This window comes from Gordonia sp. J1A, from assembly GCF_055393515.1.
In genome coordinates this window covers 2741458-2759575 of sequence record NZ_AP041607.1, presented here as the reverse complement: position 1 = coordinate 2759575, position 18118 = coordinate 2741458, and the positions used below count along the sequence as shown (strand labels likewise).

19 protein-coding genes are annotated in these 18118 nt (G+C 67.4%); 12 read left to right on the top strand and 7 right to left on the bottom strand.

What is annotated here, in order from left to right; translation table 11 throughout:
- Positions 1-24 precede the first annotated feature (24 nt).
- From ACZ5QD_RS12855 to ACZ5QD_RS12815, 9 genes are all read left to right on the top strand, one after another.
- The gene (locus ACZ5QD_RS12855; protein ID WP_464366829.1) at positions 25-417 is read left to right on the top strand and encodes a hypothetical protein; all 393 of its coding nucleotides are present in this window, start codon (positions 25-27) and stop codon (positions 415-417) included.
- A 64-nt stretch (positions 418-481) separates the two neighbouring features.
- Entirely contained in the window at positions 482-928 is a 447-nt protein-coding gene (locus ACZ5QD_RS12850; protein WP_464366828.1) for a hypothetical protein, read from the top strand.
- Positions 929-992: 64 nt separating this feature from the next.
- Entirely contained in the window at positions 993-1367 is a 375-nt protein-coding gene (locus ACZ5QD_RS12845; protein ID WP_464366827.1) for a hypothetical protein, read from the top strand.
- 11 nt (positions 1368-1378) lie between these two features.
- The gene (locus tag ACZ5QD_RS12840; protein WP_464366826.1) at positions 1379-1936 is read left to right on the top strand and encodes an antirestriction protein ArdA; all 558 of its coding nucleotides are present in this window, start codon (positions 1379-1381) and stop codon (positions 1934-1936) included.
- Positions 1936-2244 (top strand): hypothetical protein, encoded by a 309-nt coding sequence (locus ACZ5QD_RS12835; RefSeq protein ID WP_464366825.1) that lies wholly within the window; start codon positions 1936-1938, stop codon positions 2242-2244. The genes ACZ5QD_RS12840 and ACZ5QD_RS12835 overlap by 1 nt, the downstream gene beginning before the upstream one ends.
- A 369-nt stretch (positions 2245-2613) precedes the next feature.
- Entirely contained in the window at positions 2614-2907 is a 294-nt protein-coding gene (locus tag ACZ5QD_RS12830; RefSeq protein WP_464366824.1) for a helix-turn-helix domain-containing protein, read from the top strand.
- A gap of 452 nt (positions 2908-3359) precedes the next feature.
- Positions 3360-4097, top strand: coding sequence for a hypothetical protein (locus ACZ5QD_RS12825; protein WP_464366823.1), 738 nt, complete (start codon positions 3360-3362; stop codon positions 4095-4097).
- A gap of 34 nt (positions 4098-4131) precedes the next feature.
- Positions 4132-5250: a cutinase family protein gene (locus ACZ5QD_RS12820; RefSeq protein ID WP_464366822.1), complete on the top strand. Its 1119-nt coding sequence runs from the start codon at positions 4132-4134 to the stop codon at positions 5248-5250.
- A gap of 45 nt (positions 5251-5295) precedes the next feature.
- Positions 5296-5820: a hypothetical protein gene (locus tag ACZ5QD_RS12815; RefSeq protein WP_464366821.1), complete on the top strand. Its 525-nt coding sequence runs from the start codon at positions 5296-5298 to the stop codon at positions 5818-5820.
- Positions 5821-6181: 361 nt separating this feature from the next.
- Here the strand turns inward: ACZ5QD_RS12815 and ACZ5QD_RS12810 are convergent, their stop codons facing one another.
- The 6 genes from ACZ5QD_RS12810 to ACZ5QD_RS12785 form a co-directional block, all read right to left on the bottom strand.
- The gene (locus ACZ5QD_RS12810) at positions 6182-8074 is read right to left on the bottom strand and encodes a hypothetical protein (protein ID WP_464366820.1); all 1893 of its coding nucleotides are present in this window, start codon (positions 8072-8074) and stop codon (positions 6182-6184) included.
- Positions 8075-9224: 1150 nt separating this feature from the next.
- Positions 9225-9431, bottom strand: a complete 207-nt coding sequence (locus ACZ5QD_RS12805; RefSeq protein WP_464366819.1) for a hypothetical protein — start codon at positions 9429-9431, stop codon at positions 9225-9227.
- Positions 9432-9442: 11 nt separating this feature from the next.
- Complete coding sequence (locus ACZ5QD_RS12800; protein ID WP_464366818.1) at positions 9443-10441, bottom strand: helix-turn-helix domain-containing protein; 999 nt, start codon at positions 10439-10441, stop codon at positions 9443-9445.
- A 29-nt stretch (positions 10442-10470) separates the two neighbouring features.
- Positions 10471-11895, bottom strand: coding sequence for a hypothetical protein (locus ACZ5QD_RS12795; protein WP_464366817.1), 1425 nt, complete (start codon positions 11893-11895; stop codon positions 10471-10473).
- A gap of 385 nt (positions 11896-12280) precedes the next feature.
- A complete protein-coding gene (locus ACZ5QD_RS12790) occupies positions 12281-12514 on the bottom strand; it encodes a helix-turn-helix domain-containing protein (RefSeq protein ID WP_464366816.1) in 234 nt (77 codons plus the stop codon).
- 375 nt (positions 12515-12889) lie between these two features.
- Positions 12890-14587, bottom strand: a complete 1698-nt coding sequence (locus ACZ5QD_RS12785; RefSeq protein WP_464366815.1) for a recombinase family protein — start codon at positions 14585-14587, stop codon at positions 12890-12892.
- A gap of 34 nt (positions 14588-14621) precedes the next feature.
- Here ACZ5QD_RS12785 and ACZ5QD_RS12780 point away from each other — a divergent pair, with 34 nt between their 5' ends.
- Genes ACZ5QD_RS12780 through ACZ5QD_RS12770 form a run of 3 tightly spaced genes read left to right on the top strand, consistent with a single transcriptional unit; the run spans position 14622 to position 15516 of the window.
- Positions 14622-14753: a DUF4244 domain-containing protein gene (locus tag ACZ5QD_RS12780; RefSeq protein ID WP_464367270.1), complete on the top strand. Its 132-nt coding sequence runs from the start codon at positions 14622-14624 to the stop codon at positions 14751-14753.
- Positions 14754-14756: 3 nt separating this feature from the next.
- The gene (locus ACZ5QD_RS12775) at positions 14757-15170 is read left to right on the top strand and encodes a TadE family type IV pilus minor pilin (protein WP_082781251.1); all 414 of its coding nucleotides are present in this window, start codon (positions 14757-14759) and stop codon (positions 15168-15170) included.
- Positions 15145-15516: an Rv3654c family TadE-like protein gene (locus ACZ5QD_RS12770; RefSeq protein ID WP_062366407.1), complete on the top strand. Its 372-nt coding sequence runs from the start codon at positions 15145-15147 to the stop codon at positions 15514-15516. The genes ACZ5QD_RS12775 and ACZ5QD_RS12770 overlap by 26 nt, the downstream gene beginning before the upstream one ends.
- A gap of 20 nt (positions 15517-15536) precedes the next feature.
- Here the strand turns inward: ACZ5QD_RS12770 and ACZ5QD_RS12765 are convergent, their stop codons facing one another.
- Entirely contained in the window at positions 15537-17849 is a 2313-nt protein-coding gene (locus ACZ5QD_RS12765) for a DEAD/DEAH box helicase (RefSeq protein ID WP_062366409.1), read from the bottom strand.
- Between the last annotated feature and the right edge of the window lie 269 nt (positions 17850-18118).

Sequence of the window (18118 nt, the reverse complement as noted above, 5' to 3'; positions counted from 1 at the left end):
GCTCGATTACTCAAGGAGGCGCACATGTTCCTGTGGGCGGACGAGCATCCCGATGCCGCGCAGACGATGGCCGACCCGACGATCCGGCTCGATCAGGACCACCCGCGCCGTGAATGGGCACTGCCTGCCGGCTGGGTGTCCGTCGTCAATGGCCTGCACGGGCGGCTCAGCAGCGTCGTGCCCGGCTACCGTGTGATCCAGGCCGCCCAGAAGCGTGACCGTCTCCGCTATCTGATCGACACCGTCGACCGTGACGCCGAGCGGATGATCGCCGAGGCCGCCGAGCGTACCGCGGCGATGTGCACGGTGTGCGGCGGCCCGGTCGCTGAACCCTCGAACGCGCCCCGCTGTGCCGCGCACCCGCGGCGCGACGTTCCGCACGCGATGGCCCGGCCGCCAGGGCAGGTACCGACATAGCACCGGCGCAGCCGGCGACGGAAGCCTCCTCGACACACAGGTCCACGTCGAGGAGGCTTCTCACATGTCCACTCCCAGCGCGTCCCCAGCAAACACCACCGCTACACGCTCAGGCTCCCGCGTCGTCGTCACGCGCACCGATGATGTGCGCGACGGCGCCGAGCCGATCGTCAGCATCATGGTCGACAACGGCCAGATCATGAGCTTCACGCCGTCGGCCGCCGCCGACCTGTCGGCGATGCTTGCCCGTGCCGCAACGGGGGACATCACGGTGACGATCAAGGTCACGAACTCCTACCCGCACAAGTCCTTCGAGCACATCCTCGACGTGACCGTTCCCGCCCACCGCGATGACGACTACGCCACCGATTGGATGTACGACCATCTCTGGGAGTACGTCGGCGAGGGGCCTGAATACGCCAACACCCCCGCTGCATATGAAGTCGAGATCCTCAGCGCCCCAGCGTATTTCGAGTACCTCGTCGGGCTCAAGGTCGACAGCTACGGGTAGCAGCGACGGCATAGCCGTCGACGGTCTCCACCTCGAACGATCACACCGAGGGAGGGGACTACCCATGACTACGATTCTCTGCGACCCCTGGGTCGAGCGCATGATCGCCGCCGGCCGGCTGGCTCCCGGCGCCCGAGGCCTCAGCCGCGCCGAGGCCGCTGACCAGTACAACGCCGCCAACGCGCTGGACCAGACCGACACGGACTACCTGTACTCGCCCGGTCAGGCCCAACAAGTCGCCCTCGCAGCGCTGTCGATGGTCGGCATCGACCTTCCCGACGGCGCTCGCGTCGTCCTGACTGACCTCGTGGCCGGTCGGTGCGGCCGCGCCTACCGGGCCAATCCCGGCCAGATCGAGGCCGCGGTCGAGGAACACCGTCTCTGCACCGGCGAGACCATCAGCGCCGACGCCCTGATCGCGGCGCTGCCGTGGGACTGAGAGGAATCGCCATGACCATCGTCACCGCCACCACCAACACCCCCAGGGTCTGGGCGGGTTGTGAAAGCTGTTACGCCGCAGGCCGTCTCGTCGGCGTGTGGGTCGACGCGATCGATGCGGCAGAACTCACCGCCGAGCAGATCCATGCCGGCTCCGGCGTGGACTACATCCGCGAAGGCTGCGAGGAGTTCGTCTGCGTGGACACCGACGGCCTGCCCACGACCGGCGAGCCGTCGCTGGAAGAGGCAGCCAGCTGGGGAGAGATCTACGAAGCGGTCGGCGACGAGCAGTGGCCTGCGCTGTGCGCCTGGGTCCGCTCCGGCAGCTACATCGCCGTGAGAAGCACCGACTACCCGTCCATCTCCGACTTCGAGGAGGCGTACGCCGGTTGCTGGGACAGCTTCCGCGAGTATGCCGAATCGCTGGCCGACGACATCGGTCTGCTCGACGGTCTGCCCGATCATCTCCAGGGCTACTTCGACTGGGAGTCGTGGACCCGCGACCTGGCCTTCGACCATGTCATCGAGCCCGACGGTCACGGCGGCAAATTCATCTTCAGGAGCCTGTGATGACCAACCTGACACCGCTCGACCTGGCCCTCGACCTCCTGCCCGAGGCGTGGCACGACGACATCACCGCCGACGCGGCCTCACAGGGCTGCCGGGTCGGCTACACCGCCGCGGCCGACGGCCTACGGACCGCGACGATCGAGCGGGTACAGAGGATCTTCGCCGAGCGCGAGGACGACGCTGACTGGCAGGCGCTGGGCGCCGGCCAGCAGCTCGACGAAGTGTTCCCGGACTACAACGGCATCGGAAGCTGGGATCTACTCGACGAGTTGGGGATCACCACGGTCTACGTCTCGACTGCCGACTGACCACCACGGGGGCTGGCCGCTGCGCGAGCCGGCCCCCGTGTGGTCGTCCACCTAAACGACGCGAGACTTTGCAGGCGAGTGTGACATGCGTCTCATTATTGACACGATCTGCTACCCTCTTATGACGAATAGATAGGCCTCCGCGGGAGCGGTCTGCGCAGGTCATGGCCTATCTTCTGTCACAAACCCCTGCTACGAATGGATGCGTCGCTCACGCCGGGCGGCGCATTTTTTCTTTCTTTGCCCGAGTTCGCTTGCGGCCAAGACGGGTCATCGACCAAGCTGCGATGTAACTCTAGCGCTACCTCGCAGGGCTGGATGCAGATCTTAGGAGGGGAGTTGACATGCAGTACATGACAAGATGGGGCCGTGCCCATCGCCGACGACCGACTCACACCGCAGCAGCGGCGAGAGCGTGACGTGCGTCGGCAGGCACTTGCGGCGGTCCTGAAGGCCGCTCGCACAGAGCGGGGCTGGACCCAGGCGCAGCTGGCAGAACGCGCTGGTCTGTCCCGTCACGCGATCCTTCGCCTGGAGGCTGGTACCGCGACGATCTCTGTCGACGCCCTCTTCCAGATCGCTGCAGCCCTCGGAACTACGCCGAGCGCCCTGCTCAGCGCGGTAGAGGCCGATCCGGCGACCGCCGAGACGCTCAAGCCGTAACCGACTCGCTCCACTCCTTACTGAAGGCGTCGACACCCTCGACGTCCGTCTTTGCCGTCCTCGGCGGACGTGAACGCACCACCTGAAACCACCACCTGAAACGCCACCGGGAATCCGAGATGACTTACCCAAGCTATCCATCGCCGCCCAAGCGCGGCCCGCTGCCATGGTTGATCGCCACGGCGGTCGTGCTCGCAATCGCGCTCGTTGTCGCGGTCGTCCTCATCGTGATGAACGACGGTTCGGACGATTCCGCGACACCGGCCGCCGCGTCGTCGACCGAGACCGCGGACGCGCCGCAGACGGCGCCCGCCGCGACCACGACCGCCGAGCCCGAACCACAAGCACCGGTGGCCGGTGCCTACGTAGGCGCGGGCGGTCCGCGGCCAGCGGGTGCCGAGCCCCTCCCGACCTACGTCGGCCGCTACACGAAGCTCCGCTCGGCGCATCTCATGACGCCCACCGGCGGCATCGCCTGCGATTTCAATGCCCCTGACCGGGACGGCAAGCAGGGCCAGTGCGGCGTGCGGAGCATGAACACCCCGAGCAGCCCATTGGGCACCGAGGTGATCGGCGGAACCAGGAAGGGCAAGTGGCTGTTCCAGCTTTCTGGCAACAAGGTCGGTGCGCCGACCGGCAACACCGGCACGACCGGCTGGATGAATGCACCTGGCGAGGGCTACACGGTCCCGCGGGTGGAGTACGGCAAGCAGTACTACTTCGAGGACTGGGCGATCGCGTCGGAGGTGAACGGCCTGACTGTCTGGAACGTGACGACCGGCTCCGGCGTGTTCCTCTCGAACGAAAAAGTCGAGACCTTCGACGGACCCGGTCCGGCGACCGCGACGGCTACTGCCGAGGACGTCGTGCTGGGCTCGATGCCGAGCAACGGCACAGGCTACGGCACCTCGCGGCCGACTGATGTCTACGCCGGCGGGTCGCCGACCAGTCGGATCACCAACATCACCTGGTCCAGCTGGGGAGGTGATCGTGCCGAAGGCACGGGCACCGGAACCTACCGCGTCGACAGCCGGGTCGGGAAAGAGCAGTACATCCCGGCAACTGTCGTCGCCTCCAACATCGGCATGTGCAACGGCAAACGCGCGTACCTCACGATCGCCTGGTACTTCCCGAGCAAGGGCGAAACAGTCAGCGCAAGTCGGGAAATGAAGACCTGCTGGGACCACTGACACCACCTCGCACGACCACCTCCGGGAGACGACCATGCCTGACCTCGACCTTTACGCCATCCACGGACTCGACCGGCGCGCACCGTCGGAGCAACTCGCCGCACAGCTCACTGCCCAGCTCAGCGCCGCATCGGACCCGCTCGCGCGTCAGCGCATCGACACTGCGCGGGCCGTCCTCGGCGATCCCGCACGCCGTGCTCGCTACGACGCACACCTGGCCGACCCACAGGCGCCGCCGATCGACGAAGCGACTCTCGCAGGACTCGCCCTACAACCTCCCGGCCGCGCTGCGACGTTCGGCGCGGCGCCCTCCGATCCTCGCCCTATGGCCGCCCTCGGGCCACAACGACATCCGACTCCCCGTACCAGCCGCGGTATCGGCAAGAAGTGGTTTGCGATCGGTGGGGTCGGCTTGGTCGTGCTGCTCGCCGTCGTGATTGGAGTTGCGACGATCGGTCCTACTTCGACTCGATCAGACTGCGCGGACGTCGTCTTCATCGGCGCCGCCGGCTCCGGCCAGCGCACCGGGGAGAAGGCCGCATCTACCAGCGGCATGGGCGAGTTCGTCGACGTGACGTACAAGAACCTACTCAGCGACGCCAACGACGCCGGAAAGACGGTGGAGAAGCTGCCCGTCGAGTACCCAGCAGCGCCGATCAGCACGGCACTGTCCGAGACGTTCAAGGACTCAGTGGAGACCGGAGCTCAGGCGGCTTCGCAGATGATCAGCCGCTCGATCGCCGAATGTCCGGATTCGGTCGTGGTCGCCGCAGGCTATTCACAAGGCGCGATGGTCATGCACCGCGCACTGCACGGCATCGAACCGCAGCAGTCGCTTCTCGGCATCTTCATCGCAGACGGTGACCGACTACCCAGTGATCCGAACGTGCTGTTCGGCGGAGGCGCAAAAGCCCTCCCCGGTATTTCGTACAGCGATCTCGGAGTGAGCCAGTCGGGCGTCGATTCCGTTCGGCTCTTCCCATCCGGTTGGCGAGGCAATCTCGTCTCGTGGTGCATGACGGGTGACACCGTATGCGCCAACACACCAGGAAAGGTCGACTTCGATTTCGGAGCGGGCGCCCTCATCCACACCAAGGGTTACGACCCACAGGACTGGCGTGCGTGGCTCGCCAAGAAGGCCCTCGGACAGTGAACAGCCAAGACTCACTCAGACATACCCACCGATGAAGGAAATCCCGTGACTATCCACATTGACCTGTACGCTGCACACGGCTTGGCCCCCACCTCAGCATGCGCCGACATTGCGCAGCAGCTCACCCGCCACCTAGACACTCTCGACCAGTACGACGCGATCAACCGACGCCGAGTGACCACGGCGCGAACCATTCTCAGCGACCCGTACAGACGGGCGACCTACGACGGTCTCCTCGCAGACGCTACGGCCCACATTGACGAGATGGTCCTGGAACGCATCGCCAGCGGCACCGCTCGCATACCGCTTGCTGAGCAACCAGGCTCCGACCAAGCGCCGCGGAGAGCATTGACGCGTGTTGTAGTCGTTCCTACAGGGATAGCCCCGAAGACAGAATACTGGGCCGACCACTGGACAGCCGAGCTTCAAGACGACGGCGCGACGATCGTGCTCGTGGCCACAGGAAAGGGAACTGATGCCCGGAAAGCGCACAAGTCCGGGGCCTCGGCCGCAGAATGGGCCGCTGCCGGAGCGATTGGAGGCACGGTCGGAGCGCTACTAGGACTCTGAATCCTTGCAGCCACCGCCCGGCGCCTCGATCGGCGAAGCGTCACATCCAGCTACGGCCAGTTCCTGATGCACTAGCCGTACGGCCGGTGCCTGCCGATCGACTGATCCCCCAGCGTAGGCATTTCGGCGAACCCGGCCGTGAACTTGTTGGGCCTCGCCAGCCCTCACACAGGATCCTCACGGCGGGTCGCGGGAGCGATCCGAGGCGCCACTTCTCATCACCAATCCGGCGTCATCGAGCTCCGTAGGTGCGTAATAGAGGCCGGTCCTCGTTGCTGTGAGCAACGAGGACCGGCCTCTTCTTATTCACGCCCCGCTGGTCGAGCCACTCAGTCGCGTGGCGGCCAAACAGGCATCGAGCTCACGCGAAGTCGGGGCTGCCATCTGCGTCGCTCGGCGCCGCGGCCTCCTCGGCGGGAGCATTCCACATCCGCTTGGCCTCGCCGTAGACCTTCCACCCCACCTTCATCCCGGGGCTCCACCTGTCCGGCGGGACAGATTTGAACAGCGCTACGACATCGGCCTGCATCGTCTCCAGATGCGCGAATGCGTCGTCGAATCCGGCCTTCAGCTCGGCGCGTCGGCGATTCAGCGCCGACTCGGCCAACTCCTTGCCGGAGTCGAAGCCGGCTCGCCGGGCCTTCTCGACCTCGGACTGCACGCGCTCGTCGACCATTTTGGCGACGCGCTCGTCGACCTCGGCCTTCTGCTCGCGCTCGTAGGTCGCGACACGAGTCTCGACCTCAGTGCGAGCCACGGCCTCCTCCGCGGCCAGGGCCTCGCGCTGGGCGGCCTCTGCCGTCTGCTGGCGCGTCAGGGAGGCCTGGGCGTCCTGCAGTGCCTGCTCGGCCTCGGCCAGCGCGCGAGCGGTGTCTTGCTGGGCGGCGCTCACCTGCTCGCGCTTGCGGTCGAGCGAGGTCCTCGCGGTGTTGATCCGCCCCCAGGCTGCCGAGAGCTCCTTCTGCCGCTGGTCCACGATCGCGCCCTTGCGGTCCACTCGCTGCTCGTGCTCGGCCGTCTCGCGGACCATCGTCTCGTGCGTCTGGATCGCTTCGTCGAGATCCGCGCTGGCTCGGGCCAGGGCGTGCTCCTTGGTCGCGACGGCGGACCGCGCGTTGGCCAGTTCCAGCTTCTCGGCCTCGGAAGCGCCGAAGGCGGCCTTGTTCAGAGATGTTCCGCGTGGATTCACCTCGGCCTCGACATCGATACCGGCGGCGAGCATCGTGCGCCGGTAGATCTCCTGGTAGCGATGCATCTTCGTCGCCCCGGTGATCTGCACGCGGCGGGTCTTGCCGGTCTCGGGGTCGGTCCGTTCCTCGGTGACTTCCCTCGACTGGCCCCACATCTGCTGGGCCTCGGTCCGCAGGTGGGTGCTCGCCTGCACGGGTGCGCCGGCGCTACTGAGCAGTAGCTGCCCGTGGTAGTCGACCAGCCGGCCGTGCTCGTCGACGCCGCCGATCGACGAGGCCGGGATCTCCGGCGCGTGGCGCACTCGGTCGATCCCGTCGAGGTCGGCCTCCAGCTCGATGAGGGTCGACCTGGTCACCGGCTTGCCGTACTTCACGACCGGTTCGCCGCCCTCGGTGATCGCCGCTCCATCGGAGTCGAAGGTCACCGACTTGATCATCGGCGCGAAGGTGTCGGCCATCCAGTGGACGTGAGGGGTCGACTCGTCGAAGTTCCACACCACGCCGTGGACCGCGTCGTGGCCCCCGGTGAGGACATCGGTGGTCAGGTGCTCGTGCGTCTCGGCGAACCAGCGGGAGACCGCCGCGCGACCGGCCTCGTCGTCGGGCATCACCCACCGAGAACGCCTGCCAATTTCCGTCCCGGCTTTGTTGAAGACCGGGTAGTAGGCCGGAATCTCTTTCAGCAGGGACTTCGGCACCCACGCCACGATCGTGGTCGTCTCGAACGTACTGTCGGCCAGTTTCCGCCTCACAGCGTTGATGCGGCCGTCCCCGTAGTCGAGGACCGCATCCACTCCGTCGACGGCCGTCAACTCGCGCAGGCCGCCGTTCCCGTCGTTGACGTAGGCGGCGTTCAGGCGCGTGTCAGCCGCCACGATGGACGGATTCCGCTTCGCCTGGCGCGCGGCGTCGGCGTCGTCGAGCTGGCGCATCGCCTCGCGCAGGATGCGGGCCCGCTCGCCGCGGGTTGAAGTGCTCGGCTTCGCCCCGGCCGCCTCGCGGCCGTGCTGGAGGTGCTGGGCGTGCCAGCCCGCGCGGGACGCGGGCTCTGTCGACTCGGCCACGGCCTCGTCTCCTCTCTGCTGTGATTGCTCGGCACTCGTCGCGGGGCCCTGGTCCGGCCCTCGTCGGGGCGGCTGGCGCCGCTCCTCCTCCGACCGGCCCCGCCCGCGACGTGCGCCTGCGCCCAAGTCAAACCCGGGTACGACGGGGCCCTGAACGCCGCTGCGGGGCCCTGGCTCCGCCTGCCCCCACCGTCGTTCCACCCATCGTACCCGGGTTTGACTTTTAGCGCCTTAAAGTCAAACCTCCAGTCGCTTCGCTCCCTCCGGTTTGAGGCGCTCTCCGAGGGCCCTGCCGGGGGCTCGTCGGGCGCTGGCGCGCCCTCTACGGGGTCAGGCCTGTTCGGCCAGACCCCGCCGTCGGCGCGGCGGGCTGGGTTCCCCCGGCGCTGATGCACCGGACCGGGGAGCGGCGTCCCGCCGCGAGCCCTGGCGGGGTCCCCGGCCTGCGGCCAGGGAGGGCACGGCGCACCCGGTGCTCGCGCGCTCGCACCGGCCACGCCCCACCCAGGAGACTCTGCGCCGGGACGTCGCGGCGGCCTCGGCGGGCGAGCCTGTTCAGATGCCAGAGAGGGACCTGGAGCCCGGCGACGCCGGTCCGCCGCGAGGTGGCCGCGGAGTCCCGTGATCAGTGGGGCCCGCAGCGAGGAAGAAGTGTTGCTGCACTCCGGGCCAAGTCGGTCACGGTCGACGTGCCGTTGAGGCGAGCTGGTGACTGTCGACGTGGTGAGGCGGCGGGCTGTGCTGATCGCAGCGCGGATGCGCGGGCACTGGGCGGACTATCGCAAACGCGTAACGCACCGGTGCCGACGGAGAAGCCCTGAACAAACGACAGCCAGTAATCATGGACCTGCTGTGGTGCGTCGACACGCCGACCAGCGACCACCCGCGCCTCGTTTCGGGGCGCGACGACCCACGAGAGAGGCATCGCCGCGACGTCGAGCGTCCACCCGGGGGCCGGCGGTGCCCGCGGTTCGCGCTTGACTGACCCGATCCGGGTCTACGCGGTGCGACGACACGCCACCGAGACACCAGCGGTGCCGCGTTTCGAGGCGTCGGCGGGTCGTCGTCGTGCGTGTCACCGGCCCATGGAACGACAGAGCCCCGCCACCTGCCGGTGACGGGGCTCTGTAGTTGGTGGCTGGCTAGCGCGTCAGGGTCCGCCGCGCACCGGCTCGGCCGGTCGCGGGCAGCTCATCGCGTCGTCGGAGCGCAGCAGCGCGGCGACCGCCGGCGAGTCCTTCAACTCGTCGAACACCCGCTCGGCGACCCGGCCGGCCAAAGCCTTCAGCTCCCACAGCGTTTCCACGCGCTCCTCGGCGAGCATCAACCGCTCGTCCAGATTCATCAGCTCGGTCATCATCTGCCCTCTCAGTCGTTCACCACGGCCAGCGCCGTGCGGCGCTGGCCCTCTTTCGCCGGTCCCTCGGCTGCCTTGAGCCAGCCGGTCACGGTCGAGCGCGAGCGACCGATGCGGTCGGCGATCGCCTGCTTCGACTCGCCTCGCCCGTCGAGTGCCAGGACCGTCGCGAGTTCGTTTGCGCTGGCATTGATCTTCGTCGTGGCGACCAGTTCGCGAGCGCGCTCGCGCAGCAACTCGTCGGTGTCGTCGAGGTCGTCGCCGAACTCGACAGTGCCCTGGCCCAACTCGTCGCTCTGCTCGTCGAACTCGTCGGTAACTCGACGGTCCGTCGAGTTGGGCGACGAGTTGCCGTCGACACACCAATTCCGCCCAGCGGTGTCGACCGTCTCCGCCGCCAACTCGTTGGTGGTGTCGAGCAACTCGTCACCCAGAACGCCCAGTTCAGAGGGGTGACGAGATGCGAGCGACGAGTTGGTGATGACCTCGTCGGTCGAACTCGTCACCTCGTCGGCGACCGCCGCATCAGCCTTCATCGCGGACGCCGCCGCCATCACGCCGATGGTCGCCGCGCCCGCCGGCACGTCGATCAGCACGGGCAGGGTCCACGACCACCGGCCCCACCCCATCGCCGCGGCCAAGCCCTCCAGGCCGGAGAACGAGACGATGAGCGCGATGACCGCGACCGTGGCCACGGCCACGCCGAGGACCGCCAAGAGAGCGAGCGAGCCCCAGTCGATATGACCGCGTTCACGGCGTGCCCGCGGTCCCGGCCGCCGGACCGACCCGGCGAAACTGGCTCGAAGGGTCGGCCCCATGTGAACCATCAATGCGAAGATCGCCGGCGGCGTGCCGTGAGACAGCGCCACGACCGCCGTCGGGATCTCCGGGACCATGTAGTACGCCATGTTCCCGGCCACCGACAGCGCCACGAAGGCACCGAGAACACCCGCGTAGTAGCGGTAGCCGTAGTTATCGAGGTTCGGGTCGAGCTTCATCGGGTTGATCATCGGTGCCTCCTCGGCAAACGTGTTGTTGGTTACTTGCTGCGCATGTGTGTCGGCGTCGACGCGTTGATCAGCCGCTCACGCACGGACTTCGCGTACGCCACACTGGGCAGCCCCACGGGTTCGGTGAGCAAATCGCGATTGCGCATGCCGAGTTCACGGAGGGCGCAGGCACGCTTCATGGGTTCCTCGCCGTCCTCGGCGTCGCGATCGTGAAGCATGTGGCGAGTGCCGAAACCGGTGAGCCAGCCAGTGAAATCCTTGACGTCCTCCTCGTCGGGCCCACCGACGTGTGCGTAGAGCTGGTGCAACTCCTCGGCTGTCGGGACCCCGCCCGCGATCCAGTCCGTCAAGACGCTCGCCGGGTTGCGGTAAATCTCCGCGACCATCTCCGCGGTCCAGGCATCCTGTTCGTCCTCGGACAGCTCGTGGCTCGCGAAATGCGCGTCCTCGAGTTCTTCGATTCGGAACGCCATAGCGACGTCTACGAGCACATGGTGCAAACGAACCTTGGTCGACGGCACGGGCAATTCGTTGTCTCGCAGCAAGTCGAAGTAGCAGGCCACGATGTAGCGGATCGCATGCAGCTGCCCCGCCTCGGTCGCGTACCACGCCTTCTCGGCGGCCAGCCACTCCTCCGTCCGCTGCCGCTTCCACTCAGCATGTCGGGCCCGGCTCGCAGCCGCGCGCTCGACCTCCTCGGCGACCTCGGACAGGCGCACCGGGGAGTTCTCCCAGGCCAGCTCATCGGCCAGCTCGGCGACGAGCCGCCGGGCCGCGGCCTCGGCACACTCTCGCTCGGCTTCGCGCTCGGCCTGGCGCTTACGCTCGGCTCGGGCTTTCTGCTCCGCCAAGGCGGCAGCCAGGCGACGTTCCTCCTGCTCCTCCCATCGCAGGGTGCGCAGTCGGACACCCTCGTCGTACGTGCGCTTGAGCTTTCCGGCGTGCTTGCGGTAGGTGTCCGGGTAGAGCTCGGCGCAGTGCAAGGGATCGAGCTCGCCCTCGAACAGCTGGCGATCGATCTCCTGCAAGCCGACCTTCGGCTTCTTCGGCGCGTACTTGGCGATCAGTGCCTTGTAGTCGAAGTTGCTGACCAGCTCGTACATGCCCTCGTGGGTCAGGTAGTCCACGTGCTTCGGCCAGGCGAGGCGACCGGTGATCTTCACGACCACGTAGCCGGACGGCAGCGACGCCTGCACCACGGCCAGATCGCGCTGCGTCGGGTACTGCAGGCCAGCCTGCAGGTGATCGCGAGCCTCGTCCTGGTCATGCAGCCCGAACGCGTACTTGGCGTCCGTGGCCTCCAGAGCGGCCTTCAGCTCGGCCACGTCGGCCGCGGTGATCGGCCGGTCGCTGAACCAGACCGCGCCGAACGCACGGGCCCGGTCACGATCGCGGGATTGACCGCACCGAGGGCGCGGCGGGTTATCATTGAGATGTTGGCGCAGCATCGCCAATTCCTTTCTGTGAGAAGCACCTGGGTGACGGCCCGGGTGCTTCTTTTTTCAGTTCTGGTGGGCCCTACGGGCCGTCGGTGGGCGAGTTGCCCGTTTGTGACCTCGTGTGGTCTCAGTTGTCTCACTTAGGAGTTCCCTAAGTGAGACCACATCACCACAGGTCAAGGTGGGTTGGTCTCACTTGGTCTCAGTTGGCTTCAGCCAGTGAGGCGCGTACGTACGCGCACGCATTGCCTGGTCAGAGGGCCCTTCCTGAAGAGGGGTCTCACTTGCAGCTCAAAAATCGCTGTTTCCGGTGCTTGTGCCGAAACACTTTCTGCTCCGCGGATCTGGGACAGACCAGTTTGGGACAAGCCCACGGCCGTCGACGCCGTGGAAGTGGCGGTCATCGAGCGCCTCCGACCAGGGGCGCGTACTTGCGGTGGACCGCCTGCGGCGTCACGCCGAGCTGGGCGGCGATCGCGGCCCAGCTCAAACCGTCGCGGCGGGCGGCGACGATGGTGTCGGACAGGCGATCGTCGAGCACGGCACGGGCGGTGCTCAGCGCGGACAGCTCGTCTCGGCGGCTCGTGCGCGCGGGAGACGCGGATGGGACGGATCGAACGGACGGGACAGACACGAAATGCTCCTCAAGGTTGAGGAGTGCTTTCGGTCCAGGTCATCTTCGCAGTCGGCCCGCAGAACTGTCTGCGCCGAACCGCCTGGTAAACCCCGCTTGCGCTGCCCCGGGCATGGTCCCGACCTGTGGTCGACTGCTGCGCGTCAGCCGCGCGAGCACCGGAGCGGGTCAACCGCCCAACAGCGGTAACACTCGCAATTAATGTTGTCACCGAATCGCGAGTTCACCAACGCGACACGCCGCGGTCGAGGCTATTCGGTCCCACCCCGCCGACTTGAAACCGCAGGTTATGCGGCACACCGCGGCGAGGTTCGGGGCTGCTCCTGGGCGCAACCGCGTTCTCGCGCGCCTCAACACACGATGACGCTGGTTGAGCTATTCGACTTCCGTCGGCTCGGCACCATCACGCCAGTAGCGGCCCGCCAAAGCCTCTGGGATCGAAGCCCACCCGTCGGCGTCCCATCCGCCGGCCGCGCGCACTTCGGCCATCGCGGCGATCGGCCCGGGCAGGGCGGCACCGTCGAGATCCGGCCCGGCGCCCATCATGATCTCGAACTTGTCGACCTTCGTACGGCCGTTCTCCGTGTGCGATAGCCACGTCACGCGTACGCCCGCATCACGAAGCCACGCTGTTCGCGTTGCGGAGTCGACCCGGTCCCACCATTCCGACACCGTCTCGCCGGTGCCCTCGTATCGCCATGACGGCGCTTCGATCGACTGGCCACGTAGTTCGTCCTGTCGCTCAGTCAGTGCCTTGATCCGCTCGTCCAGACGCGCACGCTGTGGGGTCCCGCGTTTGAAGGCCCCTGTACCCAGTTGGTCAGTCAGGTCGGCGAGCAGCTCGTCGACCTCGGCCAGCTCGGTACGAGAGTCGCTGCCACTGAACCAGACTCTCGTCATCCGCTCCATCGAGCCAATCCGGTCGAGCACGTGCTTCTCTACCTCGTCGTCTGCCCACTCCAGCGGCACCGAACGGTTGTCGCACGGCCCGGAAACACCAGCAGCACCCTTCTTGTCCTGGGCGTAGGCGCACCGGTACCTGGGCTTGCGGCCCGGACCACCCTTGAGGCGGTACGCCGGTCTTCCGCACACACCGCAGAACAGCACCTTGAGCAGTAACCCCGACGTCGTCGTCGCCGTACGATCGACCTCGCGGGCTCGTAGCGCCGCGCCGACTCGGTCGAAGATCTCCCGCGTCAGGATCGGCTCCGCCCGCACCACCGGCCGGCCATCATCTCCGGTGACGACGAACTCCGGGCCTAGTACCCGGCGCCCTTTGGTATCTCGCTGAGGTTGTCCCTTCGCATCGAGCACGGGGTCACGAGTGACGATCTGTCCGAGCAGGGTGCGGGAGGTCAGTTGCTCTTTCATCCGTCCACTGGCCCAACCGTAGTGCTTGATCTCCCGCCCTTTGATCTGGCTCATACGATCTTTGGGCGTCAGCGCGCCCCGCTTAGTGAGGTCGGCAGCGATCGGACGCAGCGGCTCCCCGGCTAACACCCGCTCGACGACCTCGTGGATCACCTCAACCTGCACCGGGTCCTGTACGAGTCGCCAGACCTTGTCGTCACCCCTCTCAGGTACATAACCCCAGGGCGCGATCCCACCCCTCCACTTTCCGCTGCGGATGTTGTGGTGCGACGCCGACGCATTGCGGGCGCTGATTGCGGCCAACTCCATCTCGGCCACTTTCGCGATGAGCAGCGCGATGATGTCACCGAAGTCGTTCGACAGATCGAAGTGTGACTCCGTGGCCGACACGAGGGTTACGTCGTGGCGCTGCGACCACTGGATCAGCTCCGAGAGGTCGAAGAGTCGACGTGCGATCCGGTCGACGCGGTAGAAGACCAGCACATCGAACTCCTGGTGCCGGCTGTTCAGCCACGGGCCGAGCTTTGGGCGCGTGAACGGTGTTGTCGCACCGGCAGACACGTCAAGATCCTCGACTACGTCGACAACGTCGTAGCCGCGCTGCTCGCACAGTTCGCGACATGCCTGCTCCTGCCGTTCCGGCGAGGTGGTCGCATCGGTGACGCGGGACAACCTGACCACGATCAACGCACGTTTTCCCATGTCAGGGATCATACCGTGGTATTAATTGAAACTAATGGAGTACGCGATCGGCACGATCGCGGCGGCGGCGTTCGGGGCGCTTCTGTACACGGTGGTCACCGGCGATTCGGTGCTCTCGGCGCTGACCGGAATCATCGGCAAGGCACTGAGCACGTCGGCGGGGTGAGCCGTGCGTGGCCGGACGGTCGCGCTGATCCGGCGGTGCGCCCGCGACGAGTCCGGGATGGTGACCGTGGAGGCGGCGTATGCACTCGCGGCGATAGCGGCGTTTCTGCTCATCGGCCTCGGAGCGGTGGCCGCGGTGTCGGCGCAGATCCGGTGCACCGATGCGGCACGCGAGGTGGCGCGGCTGACGGCCGCGGGGGACGACTCGGCCCGCAGCGTGGGCGCGGAGGTGGCGCCCGCCGGTGCGGGAATCGCGGTGTCCGGTGAGAACGACCGGGTGGTGGTCGAGGTGTCGGCGGACGTCCCGCTGCTTCCTTTCGTCAGAGTCTCGGCGAAGGCGGTGGCCGCTCGCGAGCCGACCGGCGATGAGGCGGGCGGACCGGGGCACGGCGATGAGCGTTCGGGGGACGGAGGGTGACGAGGGATTCTCGACCGTCGCCGGAGCCGCGGTGATCGCGGGGTTGGGGTTCCTGCTGGTGGCGATGCTGTATTCCGGTGCAGCGGTGGTGGCGAGGCATCGGGCGCAGTCGGCAGCGGACCTGTCCGCACTGGCGGCCGCTGCGGTGCGGGTCAGTGGAGACGGGGAGGCGTGTGCGGCCGCGCGGCAGCTGATGTCGAGGCAGGAGGGGGATCCGAGGATGACCGGTTGCGTGGTCGACGGCGACGACGTGCAGCTGTCCGTCGCGGTCAGGGTTCGGTTGGGTCGCTTCGGTATTCGTGAGGCGCGTGCGGTCGCGCGGGCGGGGCCGGTCGAGTCGCCGTAGGGCCGCGGGTCGGCCCGGAGCTACGTGTGCAGACGGCCGATCAGGCGGAGCAGTTTGATCGCGTGCTCCTTGTCCAGCGGTTCGTTGCCGTTGCCGCACTTCGGGGACTGCACGCACGACGGGCAGCCGGTGTCGCAGCCGCATGAGGAGACGGCGGCCTCGGTGGCTGCGACCCACTCGGTGAACGCCTCGTACCCGCGATCGGCGAAGCCCGCCCCGCCGGGGGAACCGTCGTAGACGAACACGGTCGGCAAGCCGGTTCCCGGATGCAGCGCGGTGGAGAGTCCGCCGATGTCCCAGCGGTCGCACGTCGCGACGAGCCCCAGCATTCCGATGGCCGCGTGCTCGGCGGCATGCAGTGCGCCGGGGAACTTGTCGAGTGCGATGCCGGCGTCGATCATCGCCTCGGGCGTGAGCGTGTACATCACGGCGCGGGTCTCGAGTCGGTGCTCCGGCAGGTCGAGCGGAACCGAGTCGAGGATCTCGCCGCTGAGCGACTTGCGGAGGAAACCGACCACCTGACTGGTGACGACGACCGATGCGAGAGCGACGGTGAGGGGACCGAACTCGCGGCGGTCCACGGTTTCGAGGATCGACACGTCGCTGACCTCGCGAGCCGACGTCGTCCAATCGGGTTCCTCGGGGTGACTCAGTGCGAGGCCGTCGTCGAGATCGAGTTCGTCGACCACGAAGCTCTCGCCCTGGTGCAGGTACACCGCTCCCGGGTACACCGAAGTCATGGCGCGGGCGGTGTCGACGGTGCCGAGCAGACGGGAGGACGTGACATCGACGATCAGCACCTGTCCGCCGATGCCGCCGCGCAGATCGATGTCGCCGTGCGGGTCGAGCCCGGGTGCCGCGTACCAGCCGGCCTTGCGTCGTTTGAGCTTGCCCTCGGCGGCGAGGTCGGCCACCACCTGCTCAGCGGAGAAGGCCGCGACTTCGGCCTCGGTGAGCGGGAACTCGGTCGCCGCGCACAGCATGTGCGGACCGAGGACGAACGGGTTGGTTGGGTCGGTGACGGTGGCCTCCACCGCGCGCTCCAGGAGCGCCTCGGGGTGGTGCACCAGATAGGTGTCGAGCGGATCGTCGCGGGCCACCATCACGACGATCGACCCCTCGCCCCGCCGACCGGCGCGTCCGGCCTGCTGCCAGAAGGAGGCGACCGTTCCGGGGTAGCCTGCCACCACCACGGCGTCGAGCCCGGAGATGTCGACGCCGAGTTCGAGGGCGTTGGTGGTCGCGACACCGAGCAATTCGCCTTCGGAGATGGCCCGTTCGAGCCGGCGCCGATCATCGGCGAGGTATCCGGCGCGGTACGCGGCGACGCGGTCGACCAACTCCGGTGCCGTCTCGGCCAGGATCTGCCGGGCCCGCACCGCGGTCACCTCGACGCCGCGCCGGCTGCGTACGAAGCACAGGGTGCGTGCGCCTTCGATGACGAAGTCGGCGAGCAGTCGTGCCGCCTCCGATCCTGCGGAGCGGCGTACCGGAGCCTCGTTCTCCCCGGTGACCTCTTCGAGGAAACCCGGCTCCCACATGGCGACGGTCCGTTCACCGTGGGGCGAGGCGTCCTCGGTGACGGCGACGACGTCCTCGCCGATCAGCCGAGACAGGGCCTGCGCCGGGTTCGACACGGTCGCGCTGGCCCCGATCACGACGGGGTCGGCGCCGTACTTCCGCGCGATCCGCAGTGCCCGCTGCAGCACCAGCGCGGTGTGCGAGCCGAAGACGCCGCGGTAGTGGTGGCATTCGTCGACGACGATGTAGCGGAGCTTCGCGAAGAACGGCCGCCATCGGGGATGGGTCGAGGTGATGCCGATCTGCAGCATGTCGGGATTGGTGAAGATCCAGCGGGAATGCTGCCGCGCCCACTGACGCAGCTCCGAATCGGTGTCGCCGTCGTAAGCGCACGGCTGCAGGTGCGCGAACTCCGGCCGGCCGGCGATCAACTGCGCCACCGACCGGAGCTGGTCGGTCCCGAGAGCCTTGGTCGGGGACAGGTAGAGCGCCGTCGAGTCGGGGTCGTCGGCGAAGGTGGTGAGCACCGGGAGCTGGTAGGCGAGGGACTTTCCCGATGCGGTGCCGGTGCAGACACAGACGTGGCGACCGCCGGCGGCGAGGCTCGCGGCCTCGGACTGGTGACGCCAGGGACGCTGCACTCCGCGTTCGACGAACGCCTCGCGCACCGCCGGGTGCACCCAGTCGGGCCAATCGGTGAACTCCGCGCCGCGGGGATCGATCACCGACATGTGCGTGAGTCCCGCGGTGCCCTCCGGCGTTCCCTCGAGGGTGCGGCCGAGAAGTTCGCTGCCGTAACCACGCTGCGACATGCCGTGTTCTCGCCTCACTGCCCTCAATTCGTCTTGCCCGAAGCACCCATGGTACGCAGGGACTTTGGCGCCTTCTCCGGCGTGTCGCCGAACGACCTGCCGAATGAGGGTGTCATTGGCGTGAGGAACGTGATTAGCTTAAGGCGGTCGCATGCTCCGATCTGATCGAAGTTCGTTGCGGCCGGTGTACTGCAGTTGGTTTCATCGCCCTACGGCGAGGCTTGTTGAAGTATGGCGGTCGGAACAGGCCCCCGTCGCGGCTCCGTTGC

Excerpts from the sequence above, each read along its gene's own strand:
- ACZ5QD_RS12805 (WP_464366819.1), bottom strand. The coding sequence starts at position 9,431 with ATGACCGAGCTGATGAATCTGGACGAGCGGTTGATGCTCGCCGAGGAG.
- ACZ5QD_RS12845 (WP_464366827.1), top strand. The coding sequence starts at position 993 with ATGACTACGATTCTCTGCGACCCCTGGGTCGAGCGCATGATCGCCGCC.
- ACZ5QD_RS12785 (WP_464366815.1), bottom strand. The coding sequence starts at position 14,587 with ATGGGAAAACGTGCGTTGATCGTGGTCAGGTTGTCCCGCGTCACCGAT.
- ACZ5QD_RS12825 (WP_464366823.1), top strand. The coding sequence starts at position 3,360 with ATGACGCCCACCGGCGGCATCGCCTGCGATTTCAATGCCCCTGACCGG.
- ACZ5QD_RS12820 (WP_464366822.1), top strand. The coding sequence starts at position 4,132 with ATGCCTGACCTCGACCTTTACGCCATCCACGGACTCGACCGGCGCGCA.
- ACZ5QD_RS12780 (WP_464367270.1), top strand. The coding sequence starts at position 14,622 with ATGGAGTACGCGATCGGCACGATCGCGGCGGCGGCGTTCGGGGCGCTT.
- ACZ5QD_RS12770 (WP_062366407.1), top strand. The coding sequence starts at position 15,145 with ATGAGCGTTCGGGGGACGGAGGGTGACGAGGGATTCTCGACCGTCGCC.
- ACZ5QD_RS12800 (WP_464366818.1), bottom strand. The coding sequence starts at position 10,441 with ATGATCAACCCGATGAAGCTCGACCCGAACCTCGATAACTACGGCTAC.
- ACZ5QD_RS12765 (WP_062366409.1), bottom strand. The coding sequence starts at position 17,849 with ATGTCGCAGCGTGGTTACGGCAGCGAACTTCTCGGCCGCACCCTCGAG.
- ACZ5QD_RS12835 (WP_464366825.1), top strand. The coding sequence starts at position 1,936 with ATGACCAACCTGACACCGCTCGACCTGGCCCTCGACCTCCTGCCCGAG.
- ACZ5QD_RS12855 (WP_464366829.1), top strand. The coding sequence starts at position 25 with ATGTTCCTGTGGGCGGACGAGCATCCCGATGCCGCGCAGACGATGGCC.
- ACZ5QD_RS12850 (WP_464366828.1), top strand. The coding sequence starts at position 482 with ATGTCCACTCCCAGCGCGTCCCCAGCAAACACCACCGCTACACGCTCA.
- ACZ5QD_RS12840 (WP_464366826.1), top strand. The coding sequence starts at position 1,379 with ATGACCATCGTCACCGCCACCACCAACACCCCCAGGGTCTGGGCGGGT.